We start from the raw sequence: 16,510 nt of genomic DNA on the forward strand, positions 1-16,510 counted from the left end.
GGGCGTGCTACTTGGCGCGGAGCTTGGCCAGGTCCGCCGGGGAGAGCAGGCCGAAGGCGGCGACCGGGCGCTGCTCCTGGGCCACCTCGGTGCGGGAGGCCAGCCAGCCGGCCACCGCCTCGACCGTCTGATGGGCGAACAGTTCGGTCAGCGGGAGGTCGAGGCCCTGCTCGCGGGCGAGGCCGACGACCCGGACGGCGTGCATGGAGTCGCCGCCGATCTCGAAGAAGTTGTCGGTGGCGCCGACCCGGTCCAGCCGCAGTACCTGCTGCCAGAGCTCGGCGAGCTGCTGCTCGGTGCCCTCGCGCGGCGCGGTGTACCCGGCGGTCGAGGACCGGTCCCGGTCGGGCACCGGCAGCGCCCGGCGGTCCACCTTGCCGTTGGGACTCAGCGGCAGCGCGGGCAGCGCGACGAACGCACCGGGCACCATGTAGTCGGGCAGCAGCCGCCCGATCCCGGCCCGCAGCGCGGCCCGGTCGGGCACCGGGCCGCCGTCGGCGGTCGGCGTCAGGTAGGCGACGATCCGCCGGTCGCCCGGCTCGTCCTCCCGGACGATCACCACGGCCTGGCCGACGCCCGGCTGTCCGGCCAGCGCCGCCTCGATCTCGCCGAGTTCGATCCGGAAGCCGCGCACCTTGACCTGGTGGTCGATCCGGCCGAGGTACTCCACCGTGCCGTCGGGCCGCCAGCGGGCCAGGTCGCCGGTCCGGTAGAGGCGGGCACCGGGCTCGGCGAACGGGTCCGGTACGAAGCGGTCGGCGGTCAGCTCCGGCCGGCCGCCGTAGGCCCGCGCCAACTGCACACCGCCCAGGAAGAGTTCGCCCGGCACCCCGATCGGGGCCGGGGCCATCGAGCGGTCCAGCACGTACACCCGGGTGTTGGCGATCGGCGCGCCGATCGGCACGGTGGGCTTGGTCCAGCCGGGGCGGCTGGACCACCGGGTGACGTCCACGGACGCCTCGGTGGGCCCGTAGAGGTTCTCCAGGGCGGCGGTCGGCAGGGCGCGGTGGAAGCGCCGGGCCAGCTCGGCCGGCAGTGCCTCGCCGCTGCACGCCACCAGCCGCAGCGAGTGGCAGTCCGGCGCCGCGGCGGCGGTCAGGAAGGTCTCCAGCATCGGCGGGACGAAGTGACACACCGTCACCCGCTCGCGCTGGATCAGCCCTGCCAGGTAGTCCGGGTCGCGGTGTCCGCCGGGCTCGGCCAGCACCATCCCGGCCCCGGCCAGCAGCGGCCAGAACAGCTCCCAGACCGAGACGTCGAAGCTGATCGGCGTCTTCTGCAGCACCGTGTCGTCCGCGCCGAGCCGGTAGGCGTCCTGCATCCACAGCAGGCGGTTGACGATCCCCCGGTGCGGCACCTGGACACCCTTGGGGCGGCCGGTGGAGCCGGAGGTGTAGATCACGTACGCGATGTGGTCCGGACCGGCGGTCGGCTCCGGGGCGTGCCCCGGGTACCCGGCCCCGGCCTCGGGGCCGACCCGGATCACCGTGACGCCGTCGGCGGCCGGTGCGTCCGCCGCGCCGTCGGCGCCGGTGAGCAGCACCGGTACGCCGGAGTCGGTGAGCATGAACTCCAGCCGCTCCTGCGGGTAGCCGGGGTCGAGCGGCAGATAGGCGCCGCCCGCCTTGAGCACCGCCAGCAGGGCGACCATCAGCTCGACCGAGCGCTCCAGGTGCACGCCGACCACCACGTCGGGGCCGACCCCGAGCTCGCGCAGCCGCCAGGCCAGTCGATTGGCCCGCCGGTGCAGCTCGGCGTAGCTCGCCTGCTGCCCGCCGATGCGCACCGCGGTCCGCTCGGGGGAGCGCTCGGCCTGCTCCTCCAGCAGCGAGGTGAGGGTGCGCTCCAGGTCCCAGCCGACGGCGGTGCTGTTCCACTCCCGCACCACCCGGTGGCGCTCGGCCCGGCCCAGCAGCTCAACGGTGGCCACCGGCACGGCGGGGTCGGCCGCCACGGCGGCCAGCACGTTGGTGAGGTGCCCGATCAGCCGCTCGATCGTCGCGGGGTCGAACAGGTCGGTGTCGTAGTCCAGCCAGCCGAGGATCTCCTCGCCGGTGTCCAGCATCCGCAGGTTCAGGTCGAACTGGCTGTTCGCCTCCGACACCTCGACCAGCTCGCTGGTCACCCCGGGCGCCTCGAAGCCGCCGAGCCGGACGTTCTGCAGCGCGAACAGCACCTGGACCAGCGGGCTCCGGGAGAGGTCACGCTCCGGCGCGAGCTCGGCCACCAGCTTGCCGAACGGCAGCTCCTGGTGGGCGAAGGAGGCCAGCGCGCTGTCGGTGACCCGGCGGACCACCTCGTCGAACCCGGGCTCGCCGTGCAGGTCGAGCCGGACCGGCACGGTGTTCAGGAAGCAGCCGACCAGGTCCTCGAACTCGGCCCGCTCCCGGTTGGCCACCGGGGTGCCGACCAGCAGGTGGTCCTGGCCGGTGTAACGCGAGAGCACCACGCCGAACGCGGAGAGCAGCGTCATGAACAGCGTGCCGCCGCTCCGCAGCGACAGCTCGCGCAGCCGCTCGGACACGGCCGGCTCCAGCACCAGCCGGCGGCGCGCGCCACGGTGCGCCTGGACGGCGGGTCGGGGCCGGTCGGTGGGGAGCTCCAGCACGGTCGGTACCCCGGCCAGCTGCGCCGTCCACCCGGCGAGCAGCTCGGCCGCCGCGTCGCCGTCCGGCTCGGCCCGCTGCCAGCGGGCCACGTCGGCGAACTGCAGCCCGGAGCCGAGCTCCGCCGCACCGTCGGCCAGGGCCGCCCGGTAGGCCCGGGAGAGGTCGTCGAGCAGCACGCCGAACGACCAGCCGTCGAACACAATGTGATGCACCGTCAGGACCAGCAGCTGCTCCTCCGCGCCGCTGCGCAGCACCAGCGCCCGCAGCAGCGGGCCGACGGCCAGGTCGAAGGGCCGCTTGGTCTCCCGCATCGCCTCGGCCAGCGCCGCCCCGGCCGGGTCGGGCGCGGTGCGCAGGTCCACCTCACGCACCGTCACCTTCGCCCCCGGCGTGGGCTGCTGGACCGGAGCTCCGCCGGCCGACGTGAAGCCGGTCCGCAGCACCGCGTGACGACGCAGTACGGCGTCCACCGCGACCTGTAGGGCCCCGAGGTCAAGCGGCCCGCGCACCTTCAGTACCAACGGCATGTTGTACGCGGTATCACCTGGGCGCAGCTGCTCCTCCAGCCAGAGCCGCTCCTGGGTCCAGGACAGCGGCGCCGGTGCGTGCTCGTCGGACCGGGGGACCGGCCGCTCGGCGCCCGTGCCCCGGCCCGTCCGCTCGACCAGGGCGGCCAGCCCGGCGACGGTCGGGTGCTGGAACAGCTCGCGCAGCGACAGGGCGACGCCCAGCGTGCGGCGGACGCGCACCAGCACCTGGCTGAGCAGCAGCGAGTGGCCGCCGATCGCGAAGAAGTTGTCCCGGCTGCCGATCCGCTCGCGGCCCAGCACCTCCCGCCAGATCCCGGTGAGCTGCTCCTCCAGCTCCCCGGCCGGAGCCACGTACCGGCCGACCGCGGCCTCCTCGCGGCCCAGTCGGCGCAGCGCGGCCCGGTCGGTCTTCCGGTTCGCGGTGAGCGGCAGCTCGTCCAGCACGACGAAGGCGGACGGCACCTTGTGCTCGGGCAGTGCGGCGGCCAGCTCGGCCCGCAGCCCGGCCAGGTCGGGCCGGAGGCCGCCGGTGGCCAGGTAGCCGACCAGCCGGTGGCCGCCGGAGCGTTCCGGCACGGCCAGCACCACGGCCTGCCGGACGGTCGGCTGCGCGGTCAACGCGGCCTCGATCTCGGCAGGTTCGACCCGGTGGCCGCGGATCTTGACCTGGTGGTCGGCCCGGCCGAGGTGGTCGATCAGGCCGTCGGGGCGCAGCCGGGCCAGGTCGCCGGTGCGGTAGACCGGGTCGGGACCGGCGGCCGCGAACGGGCTCCGGCCGAACCCGCCGGTGCCCTCGCCGTAGCGCGCCAAGTGCGGCGTGCGGACCACGAGTTCACCGATCTCGCCGATCGCGGCGGGCCGGTTACCGGCCAGTACCAGCAGCTGTACCTGGTCGATCCCGGGGCCGAGCGGCACCGGGCCGGCGCCGCCCGGCGCGGGCTGCCCGGCCCGCCGGGCCAGGTGCACCGAGACGGCCTGCGGGGTCTCGGTGGCGCCGTACAGGTTGAGCAGGTCGGCGGCCGGGGCGAGCGCCGCCCAGTCCCGCACGGTGTGGTGGCCGAGCACGTCGCCGCCGAAGCCGGCCAGCCGCAGGACGGGCCAGCCCGCGCCGTCCGCGGCGGCCAGTGCGGCCCCCAGCGCGGGGGTCAGGTGGGTGACGGTGATCCGGTCCCGGCGCAGCGACTCGGCCAGCGCGGCGGTGTCCCGCAGATCGGCGCCGGGGAAGACGGCGCCGGCGCCGGCCCAGAGCGGCGCGAGCACATCGCGCAGGAAGGGGTCGTGGCCGAGGCCGGAGAGCACCGAGAACCGGTCCTCGGGGCCGAGTGCGAAGGTCCGGGTGTACCAGTCGAGGAAGTGCGCGAGCGGGCCGTGGTCGCCGAGCACCCGCTGGGGGCGCCCGGTGGTGCCGGAGGTGAAGCTGACGTAGGCCAGGTCCCCGGCGGTCGGCCCGACCGGAGCGGGCAGCGGGTCACCCGTGGCGTCGAACGGGATCACCGGGCCGGTCATGAAGCTCTCGACGGCCCGGCCGGGGGCGGCCGAGATCCATGCGACCGGCTTCAGTTCGGCGGCCCGCAGGGCGAGTTCGGCTGCCGGGTAGTCGGCGTCCAGGATCGCGAAGGCCGCCCCGGCGCGCAGGGTCGCGAGCAGTGCCACCACGACGGCCGGGTCACGGGTCGCCTGCACCGCCACCACGTCGCCGGGGCGGACGCCGTGGGCGAGCAACCGCGCGGCCGTCCGGTCGGTCTGCTCGGCGAGCTCGCGGTACGTCCAGCTGCGGTCCGGGCCGATCAGGGCGGGCCGGTCGGGCTGCCGACGGGCGTGCGCGGCCAGCCGATCCAGCACCGATCCCGGGTAGCCGGCGGGCAGTTCGAGGGTCGGGTCGGGGGTGAGCGCGGTGGCGCGGGCGGTGGCGAGGGCGAAGGCACCGACTGGGCGGGCCGGCTCGGCGACGGCCTGGGCCAGCACCAGGCCGACCTGCTCCAGCAGGTCGGTCACCCGCTCGGCCTCGTACAGCTCCGCGTCGTACACCGCGTCGAGGGCCAACTGCCCGTCCACCGTGGAGACATAGAGGGTCAGGTCGAACTTGCTGTCGATCTCGGGGAACGGCAGCTGCTCGACCGAGCAGTCGGGCAGCTCCAGCGGTGCGGCCGGCGGCAGCACGTTGAAGAAGACCTGGACCAGGCCGTTCCGCCCGGGGTCGCGGTCCGTGGCGCGGTCGGCGGCCAGCTGCTGGAACGGCACCCGCTGGTGGGCGAACGCCTCCAGCGCGCTGTGCCTGACCCGGCCGAGCAGCTCGGCGAAGGACGGGTCGGCCCCGAGGTCCAGCCGGACGGGGAGGGTGTTGAGGAAGCAGCCCAGGACGCGGTGGTCCCCGGCCCGGCGAGTGGAGACGGGGGTGCCCACCAGCAGCTCGGGCAGGCCGGTCTGCCGGGAGAGCACCACGCCGAAGGCCGACAGCGCCGTCATGAACAGGGTGCATTCGTGGGTCCGGCCGAGCTCGCGCACCCCGGCGCTGACCGTGGCGTCCAGCAACAGCCGCTGCTGGGCTCCGGGGTGGCTCCGGACGGCCGGACGGGGCCGGTCGGTGGGCAGTTCGAGTACCCGGGGCGTCTCGTCGAGGTACTCCCGCCACCAGCCGAGCAGGCCGTCCAACGCCTCGGGGGTGAGCTGCTCGCGGTCGGCGTCGACCGCCTCGACGAACTGGCGGCGGACCGGCGGGAGCTCCGGCTGCCCGCCGGCCAGCGCGGCCCGGTAGGCCGCCGACAGCTCGGCGAAGAACAGGCCGAACGAGGTCCCGTCGAACACCAGGTGATGGACCGTCACCACCAGCAGCTGCTGCTGCTCGGCGGTGCGGATCACCAGCACCCGCAGCAGCGGCCCCTCGGTCAGGTCGAACGGCCGCCGGGCCTCCCGCAGCGCGGCCTCCCGGCCGGCCTCGGCGGCGTCCGGCAGCTCCCGGAGGTCCAGCACGGCCACCGGCGCCTCGACCGTCGGCAGCACCTGCTGGACGGGGGTGCCGTCCAGGTCGGCGAAGACCGTGCGCAGCGCGGAGTGCCGGGCCACCACGGTGTCCACCGCGTGCTGCAGGGCGGCCGGGTCGAGCGGACCGTCGACCCGGGAGATCACCGGCATCAGGTAGGCCGTGCCGCCGGGCCGCAGCTGCTCCTCGAACCACATCCGCTCCTGGGTGGAGGAGAGCGGGAGGCCGGGGGCCGCACCGGCGACGGCGGTGTGGTCGGGGGCGGGCTCGGTGAAGGTGTCGGTCATGTCGGGTCCTTGGTGAGCAGCAGGTTCAGCTCGGATGCGAAGAGGCCGGTGAGCAGGGCGAGGGTGTCCGGCGGCAGCAGGCCGAGCGGCACGTGCAGCGCACCCGTCAGCTCGTCGCCGTCCTCCCACAGCTCGCAGCAGAGTTCGGTCTGCGGACCCAGCGGCGGGGCCGGCCGGGGGCGCAGGGTGGCGGCGCCGAGCCGCACCGGGGCGCCGACCCGCTGGAGCACGAGCATGGTCTGGTAGAGCGGGGACCGCCCGGCCGGTGGTCGCGGTGCCAGCGCGGCGATCCGGTCGGTGGGCAGTGCGGCGTGGGCGAATGCCGCCAGCAGCCGGTCGCCGACCAGGGCGAGCAGCTCCGGGCCGGACGCGCCGGGGTGTCCGGGCACTCGGATGGGCAGGCCGTTGGCCAGGTACCCGATGGTCCGCTCGTCCGCCGGGGCCCGGTCGGCGACCACGGTGCCGATGGCCAGGTCGAGTTGGCCGGTCCAGCCGGAGAGCGCCCGCCACCAGGAGGCGAGCAGCAGGGTGAGCGCGGGGGTGCGGTGGCGGACGGCCGCCGCCCGGAGCAGCCCGGCCGTCCCGGCGGGAAGCGCGATCGGCTGCCCGGTCACCGGGGCGGTCCAGAGCCGCCGCAGGTCCGGTGCGGCCACCGGCAGTGCCAGGGGCGCCAGGCCCGCCAACTCAGCTTTCCAGAAAGCCCGGTCGGCGTCGTCGTCGGCCGGCCCGGCGGCCGGGGGCCCGGCGGCCGGCGGCAGTGCCGCGCCGTCCCAGGCGGCGGCGAGGTCGCCGAGCAGGACCTGCTCCGAGTGCGCGTCGTACACCGCGTGGTGCACGGCGATCAGCAGGGTGTGCCGGTCGGCACGTTCCGTCAGCAGACCGGCGGCGAGCAGCGGGCCGTTCGCCAGGTCGTGCACGGCGGCAGCCAACTCATCGGTGAGCGAAATGAGTTCGCTCTCGCCCGAGCCGGGACGACGGAGCAGCGGCGGCAGTGCGGGGTGCGCGGCCACGGCCCGGTGCGGTCGGCTCCGGTCGAGCGGGAAGGTGGTCCGCAGCGCGGGGTGTGCGGCGGCGACCGCGGCCAACGCCCGCTCCAGGCGTTCGGCGTCGATCGGCCCGGAGACCTCGATCCGGCTCATCGCCACGTGGCCGGGTGCGCCGGGCGCCAGCTGCTCGGCGATCCAGAACCTGCGCTCGCCGGACGAGAGTTGGCCGTCGGTGCGGCCAGGACGCGAAGCCGTGCGCCCGGGTCGGCGGGCGGCCAGTCGCTCCAGGGCGACGACAGTGCTGTGCCGGTAGACGTCCCGGGCGGAGAACTCGGTGTCCAGCAGGACGGACAGCCGGGCGGCGATCCGCAGCATCTGGAGCGAGTTGGCGCCGAAGGACAGCAGGTCCTGGTCCGGGCCGAGCCAGGGCACGCCGAGGATCTCGCGGACCGCACGCAGCGCCGGTGACCCGTCCGGTCCCGGTCCGGGTGCGGGCGCCCCGGTCGGCTCCACCGGGCCGACCAACTGTTCGACGGCCCGCAGGTCGGCCTTCCCGGTCGGCCCGAGCGGGAGGGCGTCGAGCCGGACGAACCGGTCGGGCCGCAGGTACGAGGGCAGCGCGGCCGCGCTCAGGCGGCTCAACTCCTCGGCCGTCAGGGCCGGTCCCGGTTCGGCGGTGTAGGCGCAGACGGTGCCGGTGACGGTGCCCTCGGCCGTGCGGACCGGCAGCAGGAAGCACTCCCGGACGCCGTCCAGGGCGCCCAGCACCCGCTCCACCTCACCCGGTTCGATCCGGTGGCCGCGCACCTTGAACTGCCGGTCGGCGCGGGCGAGGTAGCTGAGCCGACCGTCGGCCGTCATCCGGACCAGGTCGCCCGTCCGGTAGACCCGCAGCGGTTCCCGGCCCGGCAGTTCCAGGACATCGAAGCGCTTGGCGTTCTCCTCCGACCGGTTGACGTAGCCGAGTGCCAACCCGTCGCCACCGATCAGCAGTTCGCCGACCTGGCCGACCGGGGCGAGGCCACCCTCGGCGTCCAGTACGGCCAGCACGGTGTTGCGGATCGCGGTGCCGATCGGGATGCCGTCGGCCGCGTCGAGGTCGGCCGCGGACACGTCGTGGGTGGTGGCGAACACCATCGACTCGACCGGGCCGTAGCAGTTGCTCAGCCGGACGCCGGGGTGCTCGGCCAGGAAGGTCGCGAGGTGGGACGGGGAGACCCGCTCGCCGCCGACCATCAGATGGCGGACGCCGGTGAAGGCGCCGGGGTCCTCGTCCAGGATCAGGTTCGCCAGCGAGCTGGTCAGGAACAGGGTGTTGACCCCGTCCTCCCGGATCAGTCGGCGGAGCCCGGCCGGGGTCAGCAGACCGTCCGGGACCTCCACCGCGCAGCCGCCGTTGAGCAGCGGGCCGAAGATCTCCAGCGCCCCGGCGTCCCAGTACGGTGCCGCCACCAGCGGCATGACGGTGTCCGGGCCGAGGTCCGCGTAGCCGCCGTCGAGGAAGCTGCGGAGCACCGCCCGGTGCGGGACGGCCACGCCCTTGGGCCGGCCGGTCGAGCCGGAGGTGAAGAAGACACAGGCCGGCGCGTCGGCGCCGGTCTCCACCGGCGCGAGGTCGGCGACCGGTGCCGCGCCCGCTCCGGGGCGGGCGCCGTGGGGTCGGCCGCCGTGGGCGAGCGCGGCACCGGGCAGTGCGACGACGGGTACCGCGGCCGACGCCAGGCCCGCACCGGTGGTGTCCAGCACGAACGCGGCGGCCAGATCGTCGACGACCCCGTTGACGCGCTCGGCGGGCCACTGCGGGTCGAGCGCGGCGTAGGCGCCGCCCGCCAGCAGGACGCCCAGCGCCGCCACCGTGAACGCCTCCCCGGGACGGGCGAGGACGGGGACGAACGAGCCGGGCCGGAGACCCAGGTGACTTAGCGTCAGCTGTACGGCGCGCGCCCGTTCCACGAGTTCGTGGTAGCTGACGACGCGTCCGCCCGCCCGCAGCGCGGGCGCGTCCGGCGTCCGCGCGGCCACCGCCAGCACCGCGTGGTGCGCGGTGGCGGCGGTGGGGATGGCGGTGCTCGGACCGAATGACAGTGATCCGTTCATGATCTCGGCGGCGGGCCGCCACTCCTTCGTTCTACTGCTGGGCGGGACCGCTCAGCGCGGTGTTCACCGTCTCGGTCAGCCCGTCCGGGGTGGAGTCGAGGACGTCGAGGAACTCGACCTCGACGCCCCACTGCTCCTCGATCCGGGAGACGATCACCACCGCGTGGAACGAGTCGCCGCCGTGTCCGATGAACGAGCCCTCCCCCGGTACCTCGACGCCGAGGACGTCCGTCACCAGAGCCCTGATCTCGGTGGCGTCGACGCGCCCGGCGAACGTGTTCTGGACTGACACCGGAACCAACTCCGAATTCTTGGAAACCATTAGCCGTGGACATGACAGATAGGGTCCGGTAAATCTGGACACATTGCTGTCGTGCTGCATTCATGCTGATTAATAATCCGCGGTGGCCGACCGGTCGTCCGCTACCGCGCTGCCGCGTTCCGGCGCTGCTGCCGCGATATCGTCGCGGCAGCAGCGGGCGACTAGCTCCAGCCGGTGTCGGGGAGGCCGAGCCCGGTGGCCGAGACGACCGTGGACGGGCTTCCGGGCTGCTCGGCGGTGGTCACGGTCGCGGCCAGGGCCAGGGCCAGCGCGCCTGCCAGGGCGGCGGAGAGCATGATGATTCGCTTGCGGGTGACGCTCATTTTTTATTCCCCCATGATTCGGTGCAAAGGCCCTCGGGGGATCGCCCCGTTCGGCCATGTCTCAAGCATCGGGAATTGGCAGGTCGCGGTCCAGCTCGAAAGGCCGCATGATGGTGAGCTGCACCAAGATGAAGGGCGACCAAAGAGTGAATAACACTCCTAAATCGGACATCATGGCCCGGCTGCAGGACCTGCAGGCCGAGGACATGCAGGTCTACGGATGGGCCGTCACCCACGGCTGTCTGGTGGCCGAGGACGCTGCTGTCGGTCTGGGCATCTCCCCCGAGCGGGTCGCCCGCTCGCTGGAGCTGCTGGCGGCCGTGCCACTGATCAGCCTGGACGGCGACGACCAGCCCAACGGCGGGCCGCCCGGCTGGAGGCCCGTCGACCCCCAGCTGGCCAGCGCCGAGGTGGCCGCCACCGAGTCCAGGCTCCGCCGGGGCCTGGCCGGCATCTTCTCGATCTGGGACACCGTGGACTCGCTCAATGCGCTGTACGCGACGGGTGTCCAGGAGGCCGCCAGAGAAGCACCCTTGGAGCTCGTCGAGTCACTGGACCGGGTGATCGAGATGCTGGAGGAGGCGAGTGACGCCTGCCGTTCGGAGGTGATGACCTCGCAGCCGGGCGGGGGGCGTCCGGCCGCGGAGCTGGAGCAGTCCATCGCCAGGGACCTGGCGATGATCGAGCGCGGCGTGCGGATGCGCACGCTCTACCAGCACACTTCGCGTCACCATGCCCCGACCCAGGTCTACGTCGAGCAGGCCACCGCGATCGGTGCCCAGGTGCGCACCCAGGTCGAGCTGTTCGGCCGGATGATCGCCTTCGACCGGGAGGTGGTCTTCCTCCCGCACTCGCAGGTCAAGGGAGGGGCCGCCGTGATCCGGGATCCGTCCACGGTCGCCTTCCTCTGCACCGCCTTCGACCGCAACTGGCAGATGGGCGCCCCGTACAGCCCGGCTCTCGCGGACGGTGGGGTGCGCGAGGGCGTCGAGCTGGCCATTCTCACCATGCTCAGCGAGGGTCTGCGGGACGAGACCATCGCCCGCCGGCTCGGCGTCTCCCTGCGGACCTGCCGCAAGTACATCGCCGACCTGTTCGAGCAGCTCGGTGCGGAGAGCCGCTTCCAGGCGGGCTACCTCACCCGGGCCCGGGACCTGCTGGACGGCTCAGCTGCGCGCGGCGCCCACCTCGGCGAGTGAACCGATCCGGCCGAGCAGGTCGACGATGCGGGACTGGACGTCCTCGGAGGTGGAGCGTTCGGCGAGGAAGAGCACGGTCTCGCCGGTCCGCAGCCGGGGCAGTTCCTGCGGGTCGAGGTCGACCGAGGTGTAGACGACCAGCGGGGTGCGGTGCAGCCGGTCGTTGGCGCGCAGCCAGTCGAGCAGGCCGACCCGGCGGCGCCGGATCTGCAGCAGGTCCATCACCACCAGGTTCGGCTGCACGCTGCTGGCCCGGGAGACCGCGTCGTTCTCGTCGGTGGCGTGCTCGACGTGCATGCCGCGCCGCTCCAGGCCGGCGATCAGCGCGGCCGCGATGTCCGGGTCGGACTCGACCAGCAGCACCCGGGAGGAGTGGTTCTCGCTGTCCTTGGGCGCCAGCGCCCGGAGCAGGACGGCCGGGTCGGCCCCGTACGCGGCGTCCCGGGTGGCCTGGCCCAGGCCGGCGGTGACCAGCACCGGCACCCGGCTGTTGAGCGCGGCGGTGCGCAGCGACTGCAGCGCGGTGCGGGTGATCGGCCCGGTCAGCGGGTCGACGAAGAGCGCGGCGGGGTAGGCGGACACCTGGGCGTCCACCTCCTCGCGGGAGCGGACGATCACCGGTCGGTAGCCGCGGTCCTGGAGGGCCTGCTTGGTGGACGGGTCGGGTTCGGGCCAGACCAGCAGTCGGCGCGGGCCGCCGTCCACCGTCGGCACCACCATGGTCGGCGGGTCGTCGGCCCCGGTCGGTGCCGACTCCGGCCCGGCCAGGGCGAGTTCGGCGGTCGGGCGCGGGGGCGTACGGGGTTCGACGGGCGCCGGGGGCTCGCCACCCTGCTCCGGCGCGCCGGCCAGGGCGGGCAGCGCGGGGCGCTCGACCGGAGTGGACTGCTGCGGGAAGGCGTTCGGGAACGCCCCGGCGAAGCCACCGGACGGGCGCGGCGGGGTCAGCTCGCCGAGCCCGCTGCCGACCGGCCTCGGCTGTTCGGCCGGCTGCTCGACGGGCGGTTCGACGGGCGGTTCGGGGCGGCTCTCCCCGGACGGGAGTTCGAGCGCCCGGCGGGTCGGCACCTTGGGGGAGGGCGCAGGCGCGGGGCTCGGCTCCGCCTGGGTGGGCAGCGCGAGCCGCCGACGCCGACCGGTCGGCTGGACGGCCGGCGGTTCGGTCGGGACGGGCGGCACCTCGGCGGGTGCGGGCAGCGCCAGTTCGAGGCCGGGGTAGACCGGCGTGCCGGGGTCGGGCACCCCGGGGATCGACAGCGACTCCGGCAGCCCCCGACGGCGGCGTCCGACCCGCCCGGGCTCCTCCTCGGCCACGGCCGGCTCGACGACCGGTCCGGCGGCCGGCGGTTCCGGCGCCGGGCCGGGGCCGAGGGCGATCGGACCCCGGGCGGGCTCGGCCTGACGGTCCGTCGGGCCGCTCGGCTCGGCCTCCGCACGCTGCTCGACCCGCTGCTCGGCCGGCTGTTCGTCGGTGCCGCGCGCCGGGACGGCCTCGGCCACCGGCTCCTTGGCCTCCGCGACCTCGGCCGGGGGGACCTCGGGCAGGTCCGGCAGCATCGCGGTGTCGGTCTCCTTGGGCACGTGGTGCTGCCCCACCGCGCGCGGCCCGGTCACCGTGGCCGGGTCGAGCGGGAGTTCCACCACGTACGTGGTGCCGGCCCGGGACGGCAGTTCGTGCCGCTGGAGCACCCCGTCGTGCCGCTCGACGGTGCTCCGGGCGATCGGCAGGTGGACCGGGTTGACGGCCCGGGACGGCCCGCGCACCTCGATCCGGGCGACCTCGCCGCGTTGGGCGGCGGCCAGCACCACCATCGGTGCCTCGGCCGGCCCGTCCGGACCGGCCGTCGTGCCGGGGGTGTCCAGCGAGAGCGCCACGCCGCTGACGTCCGCGACCAGGTGGGCCAGTGCCCGGGCGAGCCGCTCGCGGTCGGCGACCACCTCGACGCCCGCCGCGTGCACCGAGTACCTGACCCGGCCCGCGCCGACCAGTTCGCCCGCCTGCTCGACGGCGCGCTGGACCACCTTGTCCAGCCCGACCGGGCGGCGGTCCAGCTCCTGCTGGCCGTTCTCGGTCTCGGTCTCGAACCGCTGGTGGTCCAGCACCCCGTCGATCAGGGTGCCGAACCGGCGGCACTCGTCGGCCAGCCGCCGCAGGGTCCAGTTGGCCTCCGGCCAGAGCTGCCCGGCCGGGTCGGCGGCCAGCGCGTCGATCCGGCGGTGCAGGGTGTCCAGCGCGCTGCCCAGCTCGCTCTCCAGAACGGCCGTCAGATGCTCGTTCCGGGCGACCAGCGCCAGCTCCCTGGTCCGGTCGGTGAACGTCATCACCGCGCCGACCAGTTGGTCGCCGTCCCGGACCGGGGCGGTGGTCAGGTCGACCGTCACCGGCCGCCCGTCCTTGCGCCAGAGCACCGCGCCCCTGACCCGGTGCTTGCGGCCGGAGGTCAGGGTGTCCAGCAGCGCCGAGCCCTCCAGGGCCAGCGGGCTGCCGTCCGCCTGCGAGTGCTGGATCAGCGGGTGCAGCTCGCGGCCGCCCAGTTCGCTGGCCCGGTAGTCGAGGATGTGCGCGGCGGCCGGGTTGACCAGCACCACCCGTCCCTCGAGGTCCACCCCGAGCACGCCTTCGGCGGCGGCCCGCAGGATCATCTCGGTCTGCTTGTGCTGCCTGCGCAGCTCGGCCTCGACCCCGAGCCGGCTGCTCAGGTCGCGGACCAGCAGGAGCAGCAGCTCACCGGCGGAGCCGCCGTCCTGGGGGAAGCGCGAGCTGTAGCCGGAGCCGCCGCGCTCCTCGCCGTCGTCCGTGAAGTCGTTGCCGGAGACCTCGACCGGGAAGGTCGAGCCGTCCGTGCGCCGCGCGGTCATCCGGACCGGCCGGTCCAGACCCTCGGGCTCGCGCGGGGCGGGCCGCATCGAGCCGGGGATCCGGCTCGGGTCGAACTCGGGCAGCAGGTCCAGCACGCCCATCCCGACCAGCGAGGTGCCGGGGGTCTGCAGCGCCTGGACGGCGGCGGAGTTGGCGTCCACGACGGTGCCGTTGCTGTTCACCAGCAGCAGTGCGTCGGGCAGTGCGTCGAGTATGGCGGCGAGGCGAGCAGCGCCTCGGATCGGCCTGCTGCTCACGTCGACAGGTCTCCTCACGGCTTGCGTCACGGCGTGCGACCGGCGGCTCGCGCTCTCCTCGGGAGACTGGAGTATCTCATTCTTCTTTGCGCCGTGGACGACCCGGCCGGTAACGTTGTCGGTGGTTGGTGTCAGGCCTCGGGGTTGTGGCATCATCTCAGTCGCACGGAGTGCACCGCTGGTCGGTGCGATCCGTCGTGGAGGAGGCTTCGCCTAGTCCGGTCTATGGCGCCGCACTGCTAATGCGGTTTGGGCCTTCAAGCCCATCGAGGGTTCAAATCCCTCAGCCTCCGCCACTGGAGCCCCGTCGGTCACTGACCGGCGGGGCTCCTGCCGTACCCCCGGGCAAACGATTTCGCCCCAGGTCGAGGGTCATGTAATGTTGTCCCCGCACCGCCCCGCAAGGCCCAGGCCGCACAGGGCGAGCGCTCATAGCTCAACGGATAGAGCACTTGACTACGGATCAAGAGGTTGCAGGTTCGAATCCTGCTGAGCGCACCACGCACCACCGCTCTGCGGCCCGCACGTTGGGTCGCCCGAGCGCTCATAGCTCAACGGATAGAGCACTTGACTACGGATCAAGAGGTTGCAGGTTCGAATCCTGCTGAGCGCACAGATCGAAGGCCCCGGGTGACCCACCCGGGGCCTTCGCCGTTCCCGGCCCACCGGGCCGCTACCTGACCCACGGTGCGGACCGGGGCGTGAGGAACCACTCGGAGGAGGAGAGCGGCCGCCCGCTGCGCGCGGTGAGCGGCGCCGGGTCGTACCGGATCAGCTCGGGCTCGGCGTGCAGTTCGACCAGCAGCTCGGCGAGTTCGGGCGCGAGGTCCGGCGGGCCGCTCAGGTAGATGTCGTGGCCGGACCAGTCGGCGCCGTCCCGCAGGCCGGTCCGCAGCAGGTCGACCGCCGCCTCCCGTTCGGCGCCGTCCTCGGGGGCCGCCAGCACCACCTCCAGCCAGGCGTGTTCGGCCACCAGCGCCCGGACGGCCGGCAGGTCGTACTGGTCGGCGTCCTGCCGGGCGGCCAGGAAGACGGTGGCGGCCCGCTCCCGGCCGCGCGCCAACTGCTCGATCAGTGCCTTGACGGTGGCCCAGCCGGTGCCCCCGGCCACCGCCAGCAGCGGCCGGTCGGAACGCTGGTCGAGCACCGTGTCGCCGATCGGCGGACCGAGCAGCAGGGTCTCGCCCGGTAGCACGTCGTTCACCAGCAGGCTGCTCAGCTGCCCGCCGAACACCCGGCGGACGTGCAGCTCCAGGGTGCCGTCGGGGCGCGGCGCGCCCGCGATCGTGTACGGGCGCCAGAGCCGGGGGAGCCGGGGCGAGCAGAGCGAGAGGTACTGGCCCGCCGTGTAGGGGTACGGGTGGTCCGGCCGGAGGGTGAGCACCACCAGGTCGGCCGCCGCGCGCCGACGGTGCGTCACCTCGGCCTCCCACCGGACCGGGCTCCGGGCGGCGGCCCTGGCGCCGTCCAGCATGGTCTGCGAGATCACCGTGTACGCCTCGGACCAGGCCTTCTCGATCTCCTGGGTCCAGGAGTGGCCGGAGAAGTGCCGCAGGGCGGCGAGCAGGCTGGCCCCGACGGCGGGGTAGTGCTCGGCGGCGACCTGGAACTTCCGGTGGTCCCGGCCGAGCGCGCGCAGGTACTCGGTGAGCCGGCCCGGCTGTTCGAGCCTGGAGCACGAGTTGGGTCAGCGCGTGGAACAGGCGGTCGCGCTGTTCGGTCAGATCCTTCGGGAAGAGCCGCCGGAGCTCCGGGCTGTGTGCGAACAGGTGCACGTAGAAGTACTTGACCAGCTGGTCGGCCCGGCGTTCGACGACGGCGAAGCTGGCGCGGATGACCGCTGGGTCGAAGGACACCGCGCAGATTGTACGCAAGCTGCGAATTATTCGAACAGGTATCAGTAATGAACGGTCAAGCGCCGGACAGTAACGACCGGTTGACCGCCAACCCCGAGTGGCTGAAAACGGATGGCCGGTCAGCTTCCTAGGCTGCCGGACGAGTGACCGCCAATCGGGTAGCACTGGGGCATTCATCGCGGTGTCACGGTATGACGGACTCCA

The 16,510-nt window shown here is 74.1% G+C and carries 7 protein-coding genes, 3 tRNA genes and 1 pseudogene; 4 read left to right on the forward strand and 7 right to left on the reverse strand.

Going from position 1 to position 16,510, the window contains the following annotated elements; genetic code table 11:
* Positions 1 to 7: 7 nt before the first annotated feature.
* The 4 genes from ACIRPK_RS14430 to ACIRPK_RS14445 all read right to left on the reverse strand — a co-directional run bounded on the left by ACIRPK_RS14430 (position 8) and on the right by ACIRPK_RS14445 (position 10,134).
* On the reverse strand, positions 8 to 6,406 hold the full coding sequence (locus ACIRPK_RS14430; protein ID WP_403037752.1) for an amino acid adenylation domain-containing protein: 6,399 nt from the start codon (positions 6,404 to 6,406) through the stop codon (positions 8 to 10).
* On the reverse strand, positions 6,403 to 9,489 hold the full coding sequence (locus tag ACIRPK_RS14435; protein ID WP_403037755.1) for an amino acid adenylation domain-containing protein: 3,087 nt from the start codon (positions 9,487 to 9,489) through the stop codon (positions 6,403 to 6,405). Before ACIRPK_RS14435 ends, ACIRPK_RS14430 begins: the two co-directional genes overlap by 4 nt.
* Positions 9,490 to 9,520: 31 nt before the next feature.
* Positions 9,521 to 9,781, reverse strand: a complete 261-nt coding sequence (locus tag ACIRPK_RS14440; RefSeq protein ID WP_403037758.1) for an acyl carrier protein — start codon at positions 9,779 to 9,781, stop codon at positions 9,521 to 9,523.
* Between the two features lie 191 nt (positions 9,782 to 9,972).
* Complete coding sequence (locus ACIRPK_RS14445; protein ID WP_403037761.1) at positions 9,973 to 10,134, reverse strand: hypothetical protein; 162 nt, start codon at positions 10,132 to 10,134, stop codon at positions 9,973 to 9,975.
* 173 nt (positions 10,135 to 10,307) lie between these two features.
* Between ACIRPK_RS14445 and ACIRPK_RS14450 the strand changes: the two genes are divergently transcribed.
* Positions 10,308 to 11,333, forward strand: coding sequence for a LuxR C-terminal-related transcriptional regulator (locus tag ACIRPK_RS14450; RefSeq protein ID WP_403037764.1), 1,026 nt, complete (start codon positions 10,308 to 10,310; stop codon positions 11,331 to 11,333).
* On the opposite strand, the gene ACIRPK_RS14455 is transcribed toward ACIRPK_RS14450, so the two are convergent.
* Positions 11,301 to 14,450 carry a PAS domain-containing protein gene (locus ACIRPK_RS14455; protein ID WP_403037766.1) on the reverse strand — a complete coding sequence of 1,050 codons (3,150 nt, stop codon included), beginning with the start codon at positions 14,448 to 14,450 and terminating at the stop codon, positions 11,301 to 11,303. The two genes, ACIRPK_RS14450 and ACIRPK_RS14455, sit on opposite strands and share 33 nt — an antisense overlap.
* A gap of 202 nt (positions 14,451 to 14,652) precedes the next feature.
* On the opposite strand from ACIRPK_RS14455, the gene ACIRPK_RS14460 reads away from it, so the two are divergent.
* The 3 genes from ACIRPK_RS14460 (at position 14,653) to ACIRPK_RS14470 (ending at position 15,063) form a co-directional block, all read left to right on the forward strand.
* Positions 14,653 to 14,746 (forward strand) — tRNA-Ser (locus ACIRPK_RS14460).
* Positions 14,747 to 14,875: 129 nt separating this feature from the next.
* Positions 14,876 to 14,951, forward strand: a tRNA-Arg gene (locus tag ACIRPK_RS14465).
* Positions 14,952 to 14,990: 39 nt separating this feature from the next.
* Positions 14,991 to 15,063: transfer RNA gene (locus ACIRPK_RS14470), tRNA-Arg, on the forward strand.
* 60 nt (positions 15,064 to 15,123) lie between these two features.
* Here the strand turns inward: ACIRPK_RS14470 and ACIRPK_RS14475 are convergent.
* Together ACIRPK_RS14475 and ACIRPK_RS14480 are read right to left on the reverse strand one after the other, a co-directional pair.
* The gene (locus tag ACIRPK_RS14475; RefSeq protein ID WP_403037768.1) at positions 15,124 to 15,939 is read right to left on the reverse strand and encodes an FAD-binding oxidoreductase; all 816 of its coding nucleotides are present in this window, start codon (positions 15,937 to 15,939) and stop codon (positions 15,124 to 15,126) included.
* Positions 15,940 to 15,981: 42 nt separating this feature from the next.
* Positions 15,982 to 16,089 (reverse strand): annotated as a pseudogene (locus tag ACIRPK_RS14480) (hypothetical protein); the annotation flags it as partial.
* Positions 16,090 to 16,510 lie beyond the last annotated feature (421 nt).

The sequence above is a fragment of the Kitasatospora sp. NPDC101801 genome, from assembly GCF_044766665.1.
Classification (GTDB): Bacteria; Actinomycetota; Actinomycetes; order Streptomycetales; family Streptomycetaceae; genus Kitasatospora.